At 72.0% G+C, this 16,282-nt stretch carries 17 protein-coding genes; 10 read left to right on the top strand and 7 right to left on the bottom strand.

Annotated features, from left to right (window positions below; genetic code table 11):
• Positions 1 to 66 precede the first annotated feature (66 nt).
• A complete protein-coding gene (locus tag ACIRD8_RS18975; RefSeq protein WP_403992476.1) occupies positions 67 to 843 on the bottom strand; it encodes a LysR family substrate-binding domain-containing protein in 777 nt (258 codons plus the stop codon).
• Between the two features lie 37 nt (positions 844 to 880).
• Here ACIRD8_RS18975 and ACIRD8_RS18970 point away from each other — a divergent pair, with 37 nt between their 5' ends.
• Positions 881 to 1,300 carry a DUF5997 family protein gene (locus ACIRD8_RS18970; RefSeq protein ID WP_403992473.1) on the top strand — a complete coding sequence of 140 codons (420 nt, stop codon included), beginning with the start codon at positions 881 to 883 and terminating at the stop codon, positions 1,298 to 1,300.
• A 96-nt stretch (positions 1,301 to 1,396) separates the two neighbouring features.
• Here ACIRD8_RS18970 and ACIRD8_RS18965 read toward each other — a convergent pair whose 3' ends face one another.
• Together ACIRD8_RS18965 and ACIRD8_RS18960 are read right to left on the bottom strand one after the other, a co-directional pair.
• Positions 1,397 to 2,029, bottom strand: coding sequence for an SRPBCC family protein (locus ACIRD8_RS18965; protein WP_403992470.1), 633 nt, complete (start codon positions 2,027 to 2,029; stop codon positions 1,397 to 1,399).
• Between the two features lie 139 nt (positions 2,030 to 2,168).
• A complete protein-coding gene (locus ACIRD8_RS18960; RefSeq protein WP_403992467.1) occupies positions 2,169 to 3,590 on the bottom strand; it encodes a hypothetical protein in 1,422 nt (473 codons plus the stop codon).
• A 142-nt stretch (positions 3,591 to 3,732) separates the two neighbouring features.
• On the opposite strand from ACIRD8_RS18960, the gene argC reads away from it, so the two are divergent.
• From argC to ACIRD8_RS18935, 5 genes are all read left to right on the top strand, one after another.
• Positions 3,733 to 4,761, top strand: a complete 1,029-nt coding sequence (gene argC / locus ACIRD8_RS18955) for an N-acetyl-gamma-glutamyl-phosphate reductase (protein ID WP_403992464.1) — start codon at positions 3,733 to 3,735, stop codon at positions 4,759 to 4,761.
• A gap of 88 nt (positions 4,762 to 4,849) precedes the next feature.
• Positions 4,850 to 6,004 (top strand): bifunctional glutamate N-acetyltransferase/amino-acid acetyltransferase ArgJ, encoded by a 1,155-nt coding sequence (gene argJ / locus ACIRD8_RS18950; protein WP_403992461.1) that lies wholly within the window; start codon positions 4,850 to 4,852, stop codon positions 6,002 to 6,004.
• Positions 6,001 to 6,927 (top strand): acetylglutamate kinase, encoded by a 927-nt coding sequence (gene argB / locus ACIRD8_RS18945; RefSeq protein WP_124279674.1) that lies wholly within the window; start codon positions 6,001 to 6,003, stop codon positions 6,925 to 6,927. Before argJ ends, argB begins: the two co-directional genes overlap by 4 nt.
• A complete protein-coding gene (locus ACIRD8_RS18940; protein ID WP_403992458.1) occupies positions 6,924 to 8,123 on the top strand; it encodes an acetylornithine transaminase in 1,200 nt (399 codons plus the stop codon). Before argB ends, ACIRD8_RS18940 begins: the two co-directional genes overlap by 4 nt.
• 10 nt (positions 8,124 to 8,133) lie before the next feature.
• Positions 8,134 to 8,679, top strand: coding sequence for an arginine repressor (locus tag ACIRD8_RS18935; RefSeq protein WP_099176785.1), 546 nt, complete (start codon positions 8,134 to 8,136; stop codon positions 8,677 to 8,679).
• Here the strand turns inward: ACIRD8_RS18935 and ACIRD8_RS18930 are convergent.
• Entirely contained in the window at positions 8,673 to 9,374 is a 702-nt protein-coding gene (locus ACIRD8_RS18930) for a L,D-transpeptidase (RefSeq protein WP_403992455.1), read from the bottom strand. The two genes, ACIRD8_RS18935 and ACIRD8_RS18930, sit on opposite strands and share 7 nt — an antisense overlap.
• A 64-nt stretch (positions 9,375 to 9,438) precedes the next feature.
• Positions 9,439 to 10,038, bottom strand: coding sequence for a pyridoxamine 5'-phosphate oxidase family protein (locus tag ACIRD8_RS18925; protein ID WP_403992452.1), 600 nt, complete (start codon positions 10,036 to 10,038; stop codon positions 9,439 to 9,441).
• A 232-nt stretch (positions 10,039 to 10,270) separates the two neighbouring features.
• On the opposite strand from ACIRD8_RS18925, the gene argH reads away from it, so the two are divergent.
• Together argH and ACIRD8_RS18915 are read left to right on the top strand one after the other, a co-directional pair.
• Positions 10,271 to 11,704, top strand: coding sequence for an argininosuccinate lyase (gene argH, locus ACIRD8_RS18920; protein ID WP_403992449.1), 1,434 nt, complete (start codon positions 10,271 to 10,273; stop codon positions 11,702 to 11,704).
• Between the two features lie 64 nt (positions 11,705 to 11,768).
• The gene (locus ACIRD8_RS18915) at positions 11,769 to 12,734 is read left to right on the top strand and encodes an aldo/keto reductase (protein WP_403992447.1); all 966 of its coding nucleotides are present in this window, start codon (positions 11,769 to 11,771) and stop codon (positions 12,732 to 12,734) included.
• Between the two features lie 15 nt (positions 12,735 to 12,749).
• Here ACIRD8_RS18915 and ACIRD8_RS18910 read toward each other — a convergent pair whose 3' ends face one another.
• Complete coding sequence (locus tag ACIRD8_RS18910; RefSeq protein ID WP_403992444.1) at positions 12,750 to 13,250, bottom strand: hypothetical protein; 501 nt, start codon at positions 13,248 to 13,250, stop codon at positions 12,750 to 12,752.
• A 109-nt stretch (positions 13,251 to 13,359) separates the two neighbouring features.
• On the opposite strand from ACIRD8_RS18910, the gene ACIRD8_RS18905 reads away from it, so the two are divergent.
• Positions 13,360 to 13,911, top strand: a complete 552-nt coding sequence (locus ACIRD8_RS18905; RefSeq protein ID WP_403992441.1) for a TetR/AcrR family transcriptional regulator — start codon at positions 13,360 to 13,362, stop codon at positions 13,909 to 13,911.
• The gene (locus ACIRD8_RS18900) at positions 13,908 to 15,455 is read left to right on the top strand and encodes an MFS transporter (RefSeq protein WP_403992438.1); all 1,548 of its coding nucleotides are present in this window, start codon (positions 13,908 to 13,910) and stop codon (positions 15,453 to 15,455) included. Before ACIRD8_RS18905 ends, ACIRD8_RS18900 begins: the two co-directional genes overlap by 4 nt.
• A gap of 136 nt (positions 15,456 to 15,591) precedes the next feature.
• Here ACIRD8_RS18900 and ACIRD8_RS18895 read toward each other — a convergent pair whose 3' ends face one another.
• The gene (locus tag ACIRD8_RS18895) at positions 15,592 to 16,263 is read right to left on the bottom strand and encodes a lysophospholipid acyltransferase family protein (RefSeq protein ID WP_403992435.1); all 672 of its coding nucleotides are present in this window, start codon (positions 16,261 to 16,263) and stop codon (positions 15,592 to 15,594) included.
• Between the last annotated feature and the right edge of the window lie 19 nt (positions 16,264 to 16,282).

Here is a 16,282-nt window from a genome sequence, read left to right as displayed (position 1 = left end):
CTCAGGAGCGCATCCGGCGCGTAGCTCCGAAGTACTACGGGTAGGGGGCGGCGCGCCCGCTGCCCGTCACGGCCTGCGGCGGGGCTTTCCGCGCTTGGCGCCGCCCTTGGGGTTCTTCGCGCCGCCGGAGCCTCCGGAGCCGCCCCGGGAGGTCTTGCCCGCCGCCGGCTTGCGCGGGGTGCCACCGCTCTTCTTCGCGGCGCGCGCGGCCTTGGGCTGCGGGGGCGTCGGGGGGCGCCCGCGGGTGCTGTTGACGGTCCGCCCGCGGACGATCCCGATGAACTCCTCCACCAGGTCGGTCGTCTTCTCCTCCGGCCAGGACAGCGCGATCCGTGACTCGGGGGCGCCGGTCAGCGGCCGGTAGGTGAGGTCCTTGCGGTGGTACAGCCGGGCCAGCGACTGCGGGACGACGAGCAGCCCCACCCCGGCCGCCACCAGCTCCACGGCGTCCTCCGTCGTGGCGGGCCGCTCCAGCGCGGGCAGGCCCGGCGGGCGCTCCCAGCCGAGGGTGTCGTCGAGGGGGTGCAGCACGATCTCCTCGGCGAGGTCCTCGGCCGCCATCTCCTCGACGGCCGTCGCGGCGTGGTCCTTGGGGATCACGACCACGGTCGTCTCGGTGTAGAGGGGGATCGCGCTGAGGTCCGTACGGTCGACGGGCAGCCGCACGAAACCGGCGTCGGCGCCGCCGTCGCGCAGCAGGCCGGCGGCCTCGGCGGCGGGCACGCCGACGAGGGCCAGCGGGGTACCGGGCAGCCGCTCGTTCCAGATCCGCACCCACTTGGTCGGGGTCACGCCCGGGACGTAGGCGAGCCGGAACGCAGGGGGTACTTCCGAGCCTGTCACCCCGCCAGGTTACCGGCCGTGGTCGGAGGCGGCGCACATGCTCGATACCCTGGACACCATGACGTCGCACCAGACCACCCAGACGATGAAGCCCGCCACCGCGGCGAAGAAGCTGGGTGTGTACCTCGAAGCCACCCCCGCCGAGTTCCAGGAGGGCGTCGTCTCGCGCGCCGAGCTGAACGCCCTGCAGACCGACCCGCCGGAGTGGCTGCAGGAGCTGCGCCGCAACGGCCCGCACCCCCGGCCGGTGGTCGCCTCCAAGCTGGGCGTCTCCATCGCCGGTCTTGCGCGCGGCGGGGTCACGGAGCCCCTCACCACCGAGCAGATCGACGCCCTGAAGCAGGAAAGCCCCGAGTGGCTGCAGAAGGAGCGCGCCACCCAGGCGGACGTCCGCAAGGAAGCGGCGCGCATCAAGGAGCGCGACGCGGCCCGGGCCGAGCAGGCCGACCGCGACTGACGTGCCCGCCCCCGCGTGCGGCCGGCCGGCCACGGAGCCGGGCCGGCCGGGCGCGCGGCTGCGGGACGGGGCCGCGCGAGGCCGGTGACAGCCGGCCTACGCCCCCGTGTAGAACTCGATCGTCGCCACCGTCGTGGCGGTCACGGTCTCCGGGTCCGCGCCCGAAGCGGCGAACGCACGGCCCCACTCCTCGCCCGACCGCGCCACGAAGGCCTTCGCCTCGGGAGAGGTCTGCCACTCCACGGCGTCCTCCGGGCTGAGCCCTTCGCCTGCCAGATGCCATCCGAGCCCCAGGAACGCCAGGTCCCAGCCGATCCCGACCGCCCCCGGCCCGTACTGGCTCCGGAACTCCTCCGGCACCACGGACACGTGCTCCAGCTCGAACACCGTCCGGTCCTCACCGTCCGGCGCGAGGCGCACCTCGACCTCGCTGAAGCCGGGGTCGGGTCCGAACAGCCAGGACACGCGCAGCCGCTCCCGGGGCAGGCACTCCAGGATCTCGCCGCCGGCGTTCCCCTCCAGCTGGTATTGACCGCCCGCGCGGAACTCACCGGTCACCGGCAGGAACCACCGGGCGATGCGCTCCGGCGAGGTCACGGCGTCCCAGACCTCGGCGGCACCGGAGTCGAAGGTGCGCCGCAACAGCACCGTGCCCGCCTCGCCCGACGCCACACGACGTGTGCCGACCTCCCGGTGCACACGGCTGATCTCGTCGACGATCTCACCCATGGATGCTCACGTCCTTCCCTGTATCCGCGCTCGCGCCGCGCTCCGTCGGCCCCGGGACCATGTAACCGGTGTTCTGCCGCACCCGCTCACTGTGAGCGGGTGCGGCGGGCGGCCTCCGAGCGTGGATCCCCAGGCGGACTCAGCCGCCCACCCCGGCTTCCCACTTACGCCGCAGCAGCACGTAGTCACTGAAGAGGTGCCGGCCCCGGTCGAGCAGTGCCCCTACGTCCACGTCGGTGCGCCGCTCCTCCGCCGATGGATGCCAGCGCTGGACGGACTGTCCTGCCCAGGTGCGCAGCTTCACATCCGGGTCTTCCAACAGCCCGACCGCCGCCTGCAGCGCCACGACCCCGTCACGCGCGACAAGCAGCCGAAAAGCAGCGAGCCGGATGTGCCTCGGGCGCTCGGATCCGGTGCGTTCCAGCAGCCAGTCGGCAGGCAGTTCGTTCGCTGCCGGCAGCAGGGCGACGGCGGTCTCGCGCACGACACCGGCGGCGGGGTCGTCGAGAAGTGGCCGCAAGCGCTCCGCGTGCGCGCAATCCAGTGTCCGCAGCCCGGCCACCGCCCGCGCTCGCACTCCGGCCGCCGGGTGCGCGAGCAACGGCCACAGCAGCCCGGCGTCCGCACGGTGTCCGCATTCGGCCAGCCCGATGACCGCACCGGGCGGCACGCCGGGGCGGTCCGGTGCGGTGCACCGCTCCCGGTACCAGGCCGTCGGATCTCCTCCGTGCTGCCGTACGACATACCGGGCGCAAGCGCGCACCAGCGCGGACCGGTCGCCGAGGAACGGCTCAGCCTCCTCAGGCCGCCCCGCCCGCCGCAACGCGGTCACTCCGGCCGAACGGGTACGCGGGTTACGCGCGGTCAGCAAGGGCGGCAGCACCTCCCCGCACGCCGCCTCGTCGGACAGGGCTGCGAGCGCCGCCGTGGCGCACAGGTCCTGGATCAAGGTGTCCTCGTCCTGAGCGGCCGCGCGGGCGAGCTCAGCGGGACGGAGCAGCCTGGCGTCGAGGGCCAGCCGGTAGGCGAACCGCCGTACGACGCGGTCCGGGGAGGAGAAGAGGGCCCTGAGCCGCCCCTGGGATGCCCCGAGCAGGACCTCCCCGAGCACCTCGACGCCGAAGTCGCCCCTGCCGCGGCGGCCGACGCGCAGGACCAACGGCGCCAGTCCGACGGCGGCATCCGAGTCCAGGACCTCGCGCAGCAACTGCCGGGCAAGCCCGCGCACCGGACCGGCCCAGTCGGTGCAGCGGACCACGATCAAGGGCAGCAGACCGGGGTGGCGGGCCGACAGGCGCACCGCGTCCTGGCGGATCCGCCCGTCGCGGTGGCAGAGGGCGAGTGCGAGCCGGGATTCGCCGAGCTGCGTCAGGTCGACGGGCAGAGGGGCGGCGTGCTCCCACTCCGGCAGGGACGGCGAGCGGTACCAGGCCGCCTGCCGCACTCCCGCGTCCAGAGCGAGCCAGTCGCCGGGGTCGGTGACGTCGAGCGTGCTGCGAAGCGGTGCACCGCCCGCGAGCCGCACCGCCGCAACCGTTCCGTCCATGCCGTCGTCACCCATGTCCGCCCCTCCCGGCTGTACCGGGTGATCGTAGGCTGCGGAGTGCGCGCGGGGCGCGCGATATACGGCTCCTGAGCCGCCACGGTCTTTGCATAAAACTGCATAGATGCGTATAGTCATGCCATCGATGAGAGGAATTCCGATGGTGGTACGTGCGGCAGTGGCAGGGGCGAGCGGATACGCCGGCGGGGAACTGCTCCGTCTGCTCCTCACCCACCCACAGGTCGAGATCGGGGCCCTCACCGGCCACTCCAACGCGGGGGAGCGGCTCGGCGCGCTGCAGCCGCACCTGAGGCCGCTCGCGGACCGTGTCCTCCTGCCGACCACGGCCGAGGTGCTCGCCGGACACGACGTCGTCTTCCTGGCCCTGCCCCACGGCCAGTCCGCCGCCGTCGCCGAACAGCTCGGTGACGAGGTGCTCGTCGTCGACATGGGCGCCGACTTCCGGCTCCAGGACCCCGCCGACTGGGAGAAGTTCTACGGGTCCCCGCACGCCGGCACCTGGCCCTACGGTCTGCCCGAACTGCCCGGGGCCCGCGCGGCGCTGGAAGACACCAAGCGTATCGCCGTGCCCGGCTGTTACCCGACGGCCGTCTCCCTCGCACTCTTCCCGGCGTACGCGGCCGGCCTCGCCGAACCCGAGGCCGTCGTCGTCGCCGCGTCCGGCACCTCCGGCGCTGGCAAGGCGGCCAAGCCGCACCTGCTCGGCTCCGAGGTCATGGGCAACATGACCCCGTACGGCGTCGGCGGCGTCCACCGGCACACCCCCGAGATGATCCAGAACCTCGGCGCCGCGGCCGGTGAGCCCGTCTCCGTCTCCTTCACCCCGACCCTCGCGCCCATGCCCCGCGGCATCCTCGCCACGTGCAGCGCGAAGGCGAAGCCCGGGGTGAGTGCCGAGTCGCTCCGTACGGCGTACGAGAAGGCCTTCGCCGACGAGCCCTTCGTCGACCTGCTGCCCGAGGGGCAGTGGCCCGCGACCGCCGCCGTGTACGGGTCCAACGCCGTGCAGATCCAGGTCGCCCACGACGAGGCGGCCGGCCGGATCATCGTGATCAGCGCCATCGACAACCTCGCCAAGGGCACCGCCGGAGGCGCCCTGCAGAGCATGAACATCGCCCTCGGACTCCCCGAGGACACGGGTCTTTCCACGATCGGAGTCGCACCGTGAGCGACGCACGCGCAGCCGCCGGGCTGCGGGGGACGACGAAAGCCGCGCCGCTGCGCTGCGCGGGCGGAGAAGCGAACGAGGAGATGCAGTGAGTGTCACGGCAGCCAAGGGATTCACGGCGGCGGGCATCGCCGCCGGGATCAAGGACAGCGGTAGTCCCGACCTGGCCCTCGTGGTCAACAACGGGCCCCGCCGCGCCGCCGCGGGCGTCTTCACCTCCAACCGCGTCAAGGCCGCACCCGTCCTCTGGTCGGAACAGGTCCTCAAGGGCGGCGAGGTGACCGCCGTCGTCCTCAACTCCGGTGGCGCCAACGCCTGTACGGGACCGCAGGGCTTCCAGGACACCCATGCCACGGCGGAGAAGGCCGCCGAGGTCCTCACCGGCCACAGCGCCGGGGAGATCGCGGTCGCCTCGACCGGGCTGATCGGCCTGCTCCTGCCCATGGACAAGCTCCTGCCCGGCATCGAGAAGGCCGCGGCGGCCCTGAGTGAGCACGGTGGCGAGAAGGCCGCCATCGCCATCAAGACCACGGACACCGTCCACAAGACCGCCGTCGCGGGCGGCGACGGCTGGACCGTCGGCGGCATGGCCAAGGGCGCGGGCATGCTCGCCCCCGGCCTCGCCACCATGCTGGTCGTCCTCACCACCGACGCCGACGTCGAGGCGCCCGCGCTCGACGCCGCGCTGCGCGACGCGACCCGGACCACCTTCGACCGGGTCGACTCCGACGGCTGCATGTCGACCAATGACACCGTGCTGCTGCTCGCCTCGGGGGCGAGCGGAATCGCCCCCGGGCAGGCCGAGTTCGCCGCGGCCGTCCAGACCGTCTGCGCCGACCTCGCCCGGCAGCTCATCGGCGACGCCGAGGGAGCCTCCAAGGACATCCGGATCGAGGTGGTGAACGCGGCGACCGAGGACGACGCCGTCGAGGTCGGCCGGTCCATCGCCCGTAACAACCTCCTGAAGTGCGCCATCCACGGTGAGGACCCCAACTGGGGCCGTGTCCTCTCCGCGATCGGCACCACGAAGGCCGCCTTCGAGCCCGACCGGCTGAACGTCGCGATCAACGACGTCTGGGTCTGCAAGAACGGCGGCGTCGGCGAGGACCGCGACCTGGTCGACATGCGCTACCGGGAGGTCAAGATCACCGCGGACCTCGCGGCGGGCGACGAGTCGGCCGTCATCTGGGCCAACGACCTGACCGCCGAGTACGTCCACGAGAACAGCGCCTACAGCTCATGAGTGCCGCGAGGAAGCACACCGCGCTGCCCAAGGCGCAGATCCTCATCGAGGCGCTGCCCTGGCTCACCCGGCACAACGGCAAGACCGTCGTCATCAAGTTCGGCGGCAACGCCATGATCGACGAGGAGCTGAAGGCAGCCTTCGCCCAGGACGTCGTCTTTCTGCGGCACGCCGGCCTCAAGCCCGTCGTCGTGCACGGCGGGGGCCCGCAGATCAGCGCCCAGCTCGACAAACAGGGCTTGGTCAGCGAGTTCAAGGCCGGCCTCCGCGTCACCACGCCCGAGGCGATGGACGTCGTACGGATGGTGCTGGCCGGGCAGGTCCAGCGCGAGCTCGTCGGCCTGCTCAACCAGCACGGCCCGCTCGCCGTCGGCATGACCGGCGAGGACGCCCACACGATCACCGCCACCCAGCACCGTCCGATGATCGACGGGACGGCGGTCGACATCGGCCGGGTCGGTGAGATCACCGCCATCGACACCGGGGCGATCCAGGCGCTGCTGGACGACGGCCGGATCCCGGTCATCTCCTCCATCGCCCGCTCCGCCGAGGACAACCACGTCTACAACGTCAACGCCGACACCGCGGCCGCCGCACTCGCCGCCGCGCTGAACGCCGAGACGCTGATGGTCCTCACCGACGTCGAGGGCCTCTACGAGGACTGGCCCAACAGCGACGACGTCATCAGCCGTCTCACCGCCACCGAGCTGGAGAAGCTGCTGCCCGACCTCTCCAGCGGCATGGTGCCCAAGATGCAGGGCTGCCTCCACGCCGTACGCAACGGCGTCGAGACCGCCCGTGTCATCGACGGCCGGGTCCAGCACTCGATCCTGCTGGAGATCTTCACCGATGAGGGAATCGGCACGATGGTCGTGCCCGACGCGGCACCCGCCGCACCGCACGACGCAGAGGGGGAGTCATGACCGGCAACGAGGAGTTCGCGCAGCGCTGGCAGGGCGCGCTGATGGACAACTACGGCACACCGCAGCTGCCGCTGGTGCGCGGCGCGGGCGCGCGGGTGTGGGACGCGGAGGGCAACGAGTACCTCGACTTCGTCGGCGGCATCGCCGTCAACGCGCTCGGCCACGCCCACCCCGCGGTGGTCGAGGCCGTCTCCACGCAGATCGCCTCCCTCGGCCATGTCTCCAACCTCTACACCGCCGAGCCCCCCATCGCGCTCGCCGAGCGGCTCCTGACGCTCTTCGGCCGTACGGGCAAGGTCTTCTTCTGCAACTCCGGCGCCGAGGCCAACGAGGCGGCCTTCAAGATCGGCCGACTGACCGGGCGTACGCACATGGTCGCCACCGACGGCGGCTTCCACGGCCGGACCATGGGCAGCCTCGCCCTGACCGGCCAGCCCGGCAAGCGCGACCCGTTCCTGCCGCTGCCCGGCGACGTCACGCACGTTCCGTACGGCGATGTCGAGGCGCTCCGCGCCGCGGTCACGACCGACACCGCGCTGCTGATCATCGAACCCGTGCAGGGCGAGAACGGCGTCGTCGTGCCGCCCAAGGGCTATCTGGAGGCGGCCAGGGAGATCAGCCGGGCCACCGGCACCCTGCTCGTCCTGGACGAGGTGCAGACCGGGATCGGCCGCTGCGGCCAGTGGTTCGAGCACCAGGCCCACCAGGGCGTCGAACCCGACCTGGTCACCCTCGCGAAGGGTCTCGGCGGCGGGCTCCCGATGGGCGCCACCGTGGCGTTCGGTACCGCCGCCGACCTGCTGAAGCCCGGTCAGCACGGCACGACGTTCGGCGGCAACCCCGTCGCCTGCGCCGCCGGTCTCGCCGTGCTGGACACGCTCGCGGCCGACGGGGCCCTGGACACCGTGAAGCGGCTCGGCGAGCGGATCAGGGACGGCGTCGAGAGCCTCGGTCACCCGTTGGTCTCCCACGTCCGGGGCTCCGGACTGCTGCTGGGTATCGTGCTCACCGGGCCCCTCGCACCGAAGGTGCAGCAGGCGGCTCAGGGAGCCGGACTCCTGGTGAACGCGCCCGCCCCCGACGTCGTACGGCTCATGCCGCCGCTGATCATCGGTGACGCCGAGGTGGACGCGTTCCTGCGGATTCTGCCGGGAGCTCTCGACGCGGCCTACGGGGACGGACGATCCGGAGAATGAGGCGACGACGATGACCGAGGCTCAGGAAACCGACCACGGGGGGCAGTCGGTGCCGCAGACCCGCACCGCGCGCCACCGCAGGATCGTGGACATCCTGAACCGTCAGCCGGTGCGCTCGCAGAGCCAGCTGGCCAGGCTGCTGTCCGACGACGGGCTGAGCGTCACCCAGGCGACGCTCTCCCGCGACCTGGACGAGCTCGGCGCGGTGAAGATCCGCAACACCGGCGGCGAGCTGATCTACGCGGTGCCGAGCGAGGGTGGCTTCCGCACCCCGCAGGCGCCGCTGGGCGGGTCGGCCAAGGAGGAGCGGATGCGCAGGCTCTCCGCCGAGCTGCTCATCTCCGCGGAGGCCTCGGCCAACCTGGTGGTGCTGCGTACGCCGCCGGGCGCCGCCCAGTTCCTCGCGTCGGCCATCGACCAGGCCGAACTCCAGGCGATCCTCGGCACGATCGCGGGGGACGACACGCTGATGCTGATCAGCCGTGACCCGAACGGCGGCCAGGCGCTGGCCGACCATCTGCTGCGGCTGGCCCAGAACGACCGCGGGCCTCAGTAGCGGGTGATCGCGGTCGGGCCGGACGTCGTCCCGACCGCGATGTGCGGACGGCGGGCCGGATCGGCCCAGGCCAGGATCCGGTCCATCGCGGCCGCCGGCACGGACACGCAGCCGGCGGTCGCGCCCTTGCCGTCCACGTGGAGGAAGATCCCGGCGCCCCTGCCGCGCACCGGCCGGTGGTAGTTGAAGCCGATGACGAGCGCACGGGCGTACTGGACGGGATAGGTGACGAGGTGTTCGGCCTCGTCCGCGCGGCAGTCGGCGGGCCGCGGTTCGACCCAGCGGTTGTAGGCCGGGGACGCGTTGTCCTGGCACCACCACGCGTCCTCGCCGGCCAGGCGGTACGGGTAGCGGGCCCCGGCCGGGGCCGCCCGGGTCCCGAAGGCGTACGGCAGGTCGTACAGCCCGGTGGGTGTGGTGTTCGTGCCCTGGGTGCGGGTGGCGCCGTCGGCCAGCCCGTTCGCCCCGAAGCGGGCGGGCGCCGAACCCGCCGCCACCCAGCCGTCCCCGCGCCGGTCCCACCAGGTGACCGTGCCCGTGACGGAGGCCGTGCCGGGGGCCTCGGCGGTGATCAGTTGTGTACCGCCGCCCGTGTCGGCCAGCCGCTCCGGAAGGGGCGCCGGGTCGGCGGGCCGCGCCGCGAGCGAACCGGCCAGGGCGAGCAGGACCGACACGGTCACCAGGAATCTGCGCATGCTCCGGACCGTACGGCGCGCCGCCTCCCGCCCCCACCGCGCCTGCTCCGTACGGCCCAGTGCCTCACTCCGTGACCGGCGCCGGCATCGCGGGCAGCGGCAGGGGGAGCCCCGGCAGCCCGTCGATGCTGGTCGCGATGAAGTCCTTCTTCTCGAAATACCGGCTCAGGCTCTCGTCGTCCTCCCGCCGGAAGCGGCCCGCGTGCAGGGAGCGGTCCTCGTCGTACGACATGAACGGCACCCCGTAACCGCAGGTGTCCCGGATCAGTTCGGCCCGCACCACGATGACGGCGCGCAGCCCGTGGGGCGTCGGGTCGACCTGAGGGAAGTGGCGGAGCAGCCCGGGGAAGCGCGGGTCGTCCCTGAAGACCGGCTCACCGCGGCCGTGCACCCGGACGATGTTCGGCGGGCCCTGGAAGGCGCACCACATCAGCGTGATGCGCCCGTTCTCCCGGAGATGGGCGACGGTCTCTGCGTTGCTCCCGGCGAAGTCGAGATAGGCCACGGTCCGCTCGTCGACGACGGCGAACGACCCGCTCACCCCCTTGGGCGAGAGATTGACCGTGCCGTCCCCGTCCAGGGGCGCGGTCGCGGTGAAGAAGATGTGCTGTTCCTCGATGAAGGCCCGGAGACGGCCGTCGATGCGCTCATACGTTTTTCCCATGGCCGCATTGTCGTGCGACGCATTGCCCGGGGCCGGGTAATTCCACGGTCCGGGATGCGCCTCCGTGCGAGGCCGCGGGCGCCGCCGGGGGAGGGCCGGCGCCCGGAGGCCGGCATGCTCCCCGTTCTGACCAGCAGCTTTGACAATGCATACGGAGAACCGCATAGTTATGCTATTCGTGATCGCGCCGTGAGGCGGAAGCACACCCCTTGCACTCCCGAGGAGCACCGCAGTGAGCAACGGCACCGGTAACAGCGACGTACGCCTCTGGGGCGGCCGTTTCGCCGACGGCCCCGCCGAGGCGCTGGCCAAGCTGTCCGCCTCCGTCCACTTCGACTGGCGGCTCGCGCCGTACGACATCGCGGGCTCCCGTGCCCATGCGCGCGTGCTCAACAAGGCGGGGCTGCTCACCGAGGACGAGCTGACCCGCATGATCGCCGGACTCGACGCGCTGGAAGCCGCCGTCGCCGACGGTTCGTTCACCGGCACCATCGCCGACGAGGACGTCCACACCGCCCTGGAGCGCGGCCTCCTGGAGCGCCTCGGCCCGGACCTCGGGGGCAAGCTGCGCGCCGGCCGGTCCCGCAACGACCAGGTCGCCACGCTCTTCCGCATGTACCTGCGCGACCACGCCCGGATCATCGGCGGACTGATCGCCGAGCTGCAGGACGCGCTGGTGGGACTCGCGGAGGCACACCCGGACGTGGCCATGCCCGGCCGCACGCACCTCCAGCACGCGCAGCCCGTCCTCTTCGCCCACCACGTCCTGGCTCATGTGCAGCCCCTGATCCGGGACGCGGAGCGGCTGCGGCAGTGGGACGAGCGGACCGCCGTGTCCCCGTACGGCTCCGGCGCGCTGGCCGGGTCGTCCCTCGGGCTCGACCCGGAGGCCGTCGCGGCCGACCTCGGCTTCGAGCACGGCTCCGCCGCCAACTCCATCGACGGCACCGCGTCCCGGGACTTCGTCGCCGAGTTCGCCTTCATCACCGCGATGATCGGCATCAACCTCTCCCGGATCGCCGAGGAGATCATCATCTGGAACACGAAGGAGTTCTCCTTCGTCACCCTCCACGACGCGTTCTCCACCGGCTCCTCGATCATGCCGCAGAAGAAGAACCCGGACATCGCCGAGCTGGCCCGCGGCAAGTCCGGCCGCCTCATCGGCAACCTGACCGGTCTGATGGCGACCCTGAAGGCCCTCCCGCTCGCGTACAACCGCGACCTCCAGGAGGACAAGGAGCCGGTCTTCGACTCCTGCGACCAGCTGGAGGTCCTGCTCCCCGCCTTCACCGGCATGATGGCCACGCTCACCGTCCACCGGGAGCGCATGGAGGAACTGGCCCCGGCCGGCTTCTCGCTCGCCACCGACATCGCCGAATGGCTGGTCAAGCAGGGCGTCCCGTTCCGGGTGGCGCACGAGGTCGCCGGCGAGTGCGTGAAGGTCTGCGAACAGCAGGGCATCGAGCTCGACCAACTGACCGACGAGCAGTTCGCGAAGATCTCCGAGCACCTCACCCCGGAGGTGCGCACCGTCCTGAACGTGCCCGGCGCGCTCGCCTCCCGCAACGGACGCGGCGGGACGGCCCCCGCGGCCGTCGCCGCCCAGCTGGCCGAGGTGAAGGCCGACCTGGTGACGCAGCACGCCTGGGCGACCGCGCGCGGCTGATTCGGCAGGCATCGCGGGCTACGTTGACGGGAAGGCGTTCGGAACCGACCCAGAGGAGCCCGCGATGCCCTTCGCCCGCCTGAACCGAGCGACTACCCCGACCTCCCACATCGGGCTCGGCCTGGCCGCCGTCGGCAGGCCCGGCTACATCACCCCGCACCGGGACCGCGATCTGCCCGGCGACCGCGGCGTGGACGCGCTGCGCGCCCGCACCCATGAACTCCTGGACGCGGCCTACGCCCAGGGCGTGCGCTACTTCGACGCCGCCCGCTCCTACGGCCGCGCCGAGGAGTTCCTCGCCGAGTGGCTGACCGCCCGCCCCGACGTCACGGACGTGGTCATCGGCAGCAAATGGGGCTACACCTACACCGCCGACTGGCGCGTCGACGCCGAGACGCACGAGGTGAAGGACCACGGCCCGGCCACCTTCGAGCGCCAGTACGCCGAGACGACGGGGCTGCTCGGCGACCGGCTCGACCTCTACCAGATCCACTCGCTGACGGCCGACAGCCCGGCGCTGAGCGACAAGGACCTGCACGCCCGCCTCGCCGAGCTGGCCGCCGGAGGCACCACGGTCGGCTTCTCCACGAGCGGCCCCGGACAGAGCGACGCCATCCGGGCCGCCGTCGCCGTCACCGTGGACGGCGAACCCCTCTTCCGCACCGTCCAGGCCACCTACAACGCCCTGGACACCTCCGCCGGAGCGGCACTCGCCGAGGCGCACGACGCGGGGCTCACCGTGATCGTCAAGGAGGCCATGGCCAACGGCCGGCTCGCGGGGACCGAGGCGCCCGCCGTCGTCCAGGAGATCGGTACCGAAGCCGGACTGGACGCCGTCGCCCTGGCACTGGTGCTCCACCAGCCCTGGGCCGGGGTCGTGCTGTCCGGCGCGGTCACCGTCACCCAGCTGGCGGCGAATCTGCACGCACCGCTGCTCGACCTGGACCCGGAGCGGCTGGACCGGCTGTCCGCCCTGGTGGAGGAGCCGGAGGCGTACTGGCGTCACCGGGCCTCGCTGCCCTGGAGCTGAGCGGGAGCCGCGCGTTCACACCCAGTCCGCGAGCGCCTCGAAGTCCGCCCGCACCAGCCCCACCCAGGGGTCGACCCGCCGCAGCAGGGCCCGCCCCGGGTGGTGCGCGGCGACCCAGGCCGTGTCGGTACCGGTGATCTCGTCGTCGATCCAGGCGAACGGCCTGCCGTCCGCGTAGTCGACGACGTGACGCGTCTTCCAGTACGTCCCGTCCACCGTGAACGCGTGCATCGCGGGCCAGTCGATGTACGGCAACGGGGGCAGCCCGAGTCGCGGGCCGACCCACTCGTTCGCCTCGTCCTTCCAGGTGGTGGCCCAGACGAGTTCGTACCGGTCGGCGAGGGCCAGCAGCTCGCCGCCGTGGCCGGGGCTGAGCAGGACGGGCAGAGCCGTTCCCGTCTTCCACCCCGTCGGCCGCATCCGGTGGAGCGTGTAGCCCTCGGGGAGGGTGGGGCGGGACAGCGCCGCATAGGGGTTGAGCGGACCGTCGATGTCGATCAGCAGCAGCGGCTTCATGGCGCCATGGTGCCCCCGGACCGCCCGGCACCAACGGACCATGCCCGGCTCGGGCCGACCGGGTGAGCGGAATGGGACATCAACGTCTCAGGTGAGTTAGTGTCGTCTCATGACTCTTGATCGTGAGCAGGTGCTGCGCAGCGCCGCCGCCCTGCTGGCCCGTAAATCCACGGCGACCATGGACGAGGTCGCCCGGGCCGCCGGCATCGGCCGCGCCACCCTGCACCGGCACTTCGCCGGGCGGGACGCCCTGGTCGGAGCGCTGGAGGACCTCGGGATCCGGGAGTTCGAGGCGGCCCTGGACTCCGCCGCGCTCGACGAGGGCACCGCCGAGGACGGCCTCCGGCGGCTGATCGCGGCCGTCGAACCCAGCGCGGGACTGCTGTCGTTCCTCGTCACCGAGAACCAGCTCTTCGAGGGCGACGACGTCAACGAGGGCTGGAACCGCCTCGACGCCCGGGTCTCGGCCTTCTTCCGGCGGGGCCAGGAGCGCGGCGAACTCAGGATCGACCTCACCCCGGCCTGGCTGACCGAGGCGCTGTACGGCCTGATCGGCAGCTGCGCGTGGTCCGTGCAGACGGGCCGGGTCGCCGCGCAGGACTTCCCGTACATGATCGTCGAGTTGCTCCTGGGCGGAGCACGCCGGAGCGTGGAGAAATGAGCAGCACCTTTTCGAGGGCGGGCGTCACGGGCGATACGCACCACCCGGGGCGGTGGATCGCCCTCACCGTCCTCGTCCTGGCCGTGCTGCTGGTCGCCGTCGACGCCACCGTCCTCGGCCTGGCGACCCCGTTCCTCAGCGAGGACCTCGAACCGACCGGAACCCAGCTGCTCTGGATCGGCGACGTCTACTCCTTCGTCATCGCCGGACTGCTGGTCTCCATGGGCAGCCTCGGTGACCGCATCGGCCGTAAGAAGCTGCTGCTGACCGGCGCCACCGCCTTCGGCGCGGTGTCCGTGCTCAACGCCTACGCGTCGAGCCCCGAGATGATGATCGTGGCCCGGGCGCTGCTCGGTGTAGCGGGCGCCACCCTGATGCCGTCCACGCTCGCCCTGATCCGCAATCTCTTCCACGACCCACGCGAACGCAGCCTCGCCGTCGGCATCTGGGGCGCCATGGCCTCGGCCGGCGCGGCCGTCGGACCGGTCGTGGGCGGGCTCCTGCTGGAGCACTTCTGGTGGGGATCGGTCTTCCTGATCAACCTTCCCGTGATGGCGGTCCTCGTCGCCGTCGGCATCAAGATGATCCCCGAATCGAAGAACCCGGCCCCGGGCCCCTGGGACCTGGTCAGTGTCGGGCTCTCCCTGGTCGGCATGATCGGCGTCGTCTACGCCATCAAGGAGGCCGCCGCACACGGTGTGAGCTGGGAGAACGGAGTGGCGGCCGTCGGAGGCCTGCTGGCGCTCACCTGGTTCGTGCGCCGCCAGCTGAAGCTCCCCGCCCCGCTGCTGGACATGCGGCTCTTCCATCACCGGGGGTTCTCAGGCGCGGTCCTCGCCGACCTGCTGACCATCCTCGGCCTGTCCGGGATCGTCTTCTTCCTCTCCCAGTTCCTCCAACTGGTCCAGGGGCGGGGGCCCCTGGAGGCGGGGCTCGCCGAGCTGCCCGCGGCCGTCGGCGCGGTGACCGCCGGGCTGCTGGCGGGGAGGGTGGCACGCCGCTACTCCGTGCGCTCCGTGGTCGCCGTCGGGCTCGGGGCCATCGGCGTGTCGCTCGCCGTGGTCACGGTGATCCACAAGGAGACCGGCTATCCGCTGATCGGCGTCCTGCTCCTGGTGGTCGGCGTCGGCGCGGGATTCGCCTTCACCGTCACCTCCGACGTGATCCTCTCCAGCGTCCCGAAGGAACAGGCCGGCTCCGCGTCCGCCGTGTCCGAGACGGCGTACGAACTCGGGGCCGCCCTCGGTATCGCGCTGCTCGGGTCCATCGTCACGGGTGTCTACAAGGGCTTCGGAACACCCGAAGGCATCCCGGACGCTGCCGCGACGGCGGCCCACGAGTCGCTGGGCGGAGCCGTGGAGACGGCGGAGCACCTCCCGGCGCACCAGGCGAACGAGCTCGTCGTCGCGGCCCAGGAGGCCTTCGTCAACGGGCTGCGGGTGTCGGCGGCGGTGGGCGCGGTGGTCCTGCTCGCGACGGCCGTGGCGGCGTGGTTCCTGCTGCGCGGCCAGCGGCTGGAGGACGGGATCATCCCCGACGAGTGAGTGCCCGGCGCGTGGGGGCCCGGCGAGTGAGTGCCCGTGGAGCGGGTGCCCGGCGCGTGGAGGTCCGGCGGACAAGTGCCTCACGCGCGAGTGCCCGGCGCTTCCGCGCCGGGCACCGTGATTCCACCCGTACGGCTCAGGCGGCCTTGGCCTTCGTGGCGTACATGTCGACGTACTCCTGACCGGACAGCCGCATCACTTCGGCCATCACGGAGTCCGTCACCGCCCGCAGCACATAGCGGTCGCGGTCCATGCCCTCGTAGCGGGAGAACTCCATCGGCTCACCGAAGCGGACCGTGACCTTCCCCGGACGGGGCAGGCCGGCGCCGCCCGGCTGCAGCTTGTCGGTGCCGATCATCGCGAACGGCACGACCGGCGCACCGGTCATCAGGGTCAGTCGCGCGATGCCCGTACGGCCCCGGTAGAGACGGCCGTCGGGGGAGCGGGTGCCCTCGGGGTAGATGGCGAAGGCGTGGCCCTCGTCCAGCACCCGGCGGCCCGTCATCAGCGCCGCGACACCGCCGCGGCCACCGTCCCGGTCCACCGGGATCATGCCGCAGCCGGTGAAGAACCAGGCCATCAGGCGCCCCTTGAGGCCCTTGCCGGTGACGTACTCGTCCTTGCCGATGTAGAACACCGGCCGGTCGCAGCAGATCGGCATGATCATCGAGTCGATGAACGTCAGATGGTTGCCCGCGAGGATCACCGGACCGTCCCCGGGGATGTTCTCGACACCCTCCACCTGTGGCCGGAAGAGCAGCCGCAGGATCGGTCCGAGCACTGCCTTGATGACCGTGAGTCGGGACAACGCATCCTCCGGTGTCGTG

Origin of the sequence: Streptomyces sp. NPDC102451, from assembly GCF_044765485.1 — a bacterium.
In the GTDB taxonomy this organism is placed as follows: Bacteria; Actinomycetota; Actinomycetes; order Streptomycetales; family Streptomycetaceae; genus Streptomyces.
Note: the sequence above shows the minus strand (reverse complement) of the source record. Positions and strands in the feature narration are given on the sequence as shown.

Coding starts and splice junctions, on each gene's coding strand:
- ACIRD8_RS18970 (WP_403992473.1), top strand. CDS start 881: ATGCTCGATACCCTGGACACCATGACGTCGCACCAGACCACCCAGACG.
- ACIRD8_RS18965 (WP_403992470.1), bottom strand. CDS start 2,029: ATGGGTGAGATCGTCGACGAGATCAGCCGTGTGCACCGGGAGGTCGGC.
- ACIRD8_RS18960 (WP_403992467.1), bottom strand. CDS start 3,590: ATGGGTGACGACGGCATGGACGGAACGGTTGCGGCGGTGCGGCTCGCG.
- argC (WP_403992464.1), top strand. CDS start 3,733: ATGGTGGTACGTGCGGCAGTGGCAGGGGCGAGCGGATACGCCGGCGGG.
- argB (WP_124279674.1), top strand. CDS start 6,001: ATGAGTGCCGCGAGGAAGCACACCGCGCTGCCCAAGGCGCAGATCCTC.
- ACIRD8_RS18940 (WP_403992458.1), top strand. CDS start 6,924: ATGACCGGCAACGAGGAGTTCGCGCAGCGCTGGCAGGGCGCGCTGATG.
- ACIRD8_RS18935 (WP_099176785.1), top strand. CDS start 8,134: ATGACCGAGGCTCAGGAAACCGACCACGGGGGGCAGTCGGTGCCGCAG.
- ACIRD8_RS18930 (WP_403992455.1), bottom strand. CDS start 9,374: ATGCGCAGATTCCTGGTGACCGTGTCGGTCCTGCTCGCCCTGGCCGGT.
- ACIRD8_RS18925 (WP_403992452.1), bottom strand. CDS start 10,038: ATGGGAAAAACGTATGAGCGCATCGACGGCCGTCTCCGGGCCTTCATC.
- ACIRD8_RS18915 (WP_403992447.1), top strand. CDS start 11,769: ATGCCCTTCGCCCGCCTGAACCGAGCGACTACCCCGACCTCCCACATC.
- ACIRD8_RS18910 (WP_403992444.1), bottom strand. CDS start 13,250: ATGAAGCCGCTGCTGCTGATCGACATCGACGGTCCGCTCAACCCCTAT.
- ACIRD8_RS18905 (WP_403992441.1), top strand. CDS start 13,360: ATGACTCTTGATCGTGAGCAGGTGCTGCGCAGCGCCGCCGCCCTGCTG.
- ACIRD8_RS18900 (WP_403992438.1), top strand. CDS start 13,908: ATGAGCAGCACCTTTTCGAGGGCGGGCGTCACGGGCGATACGCACCAC.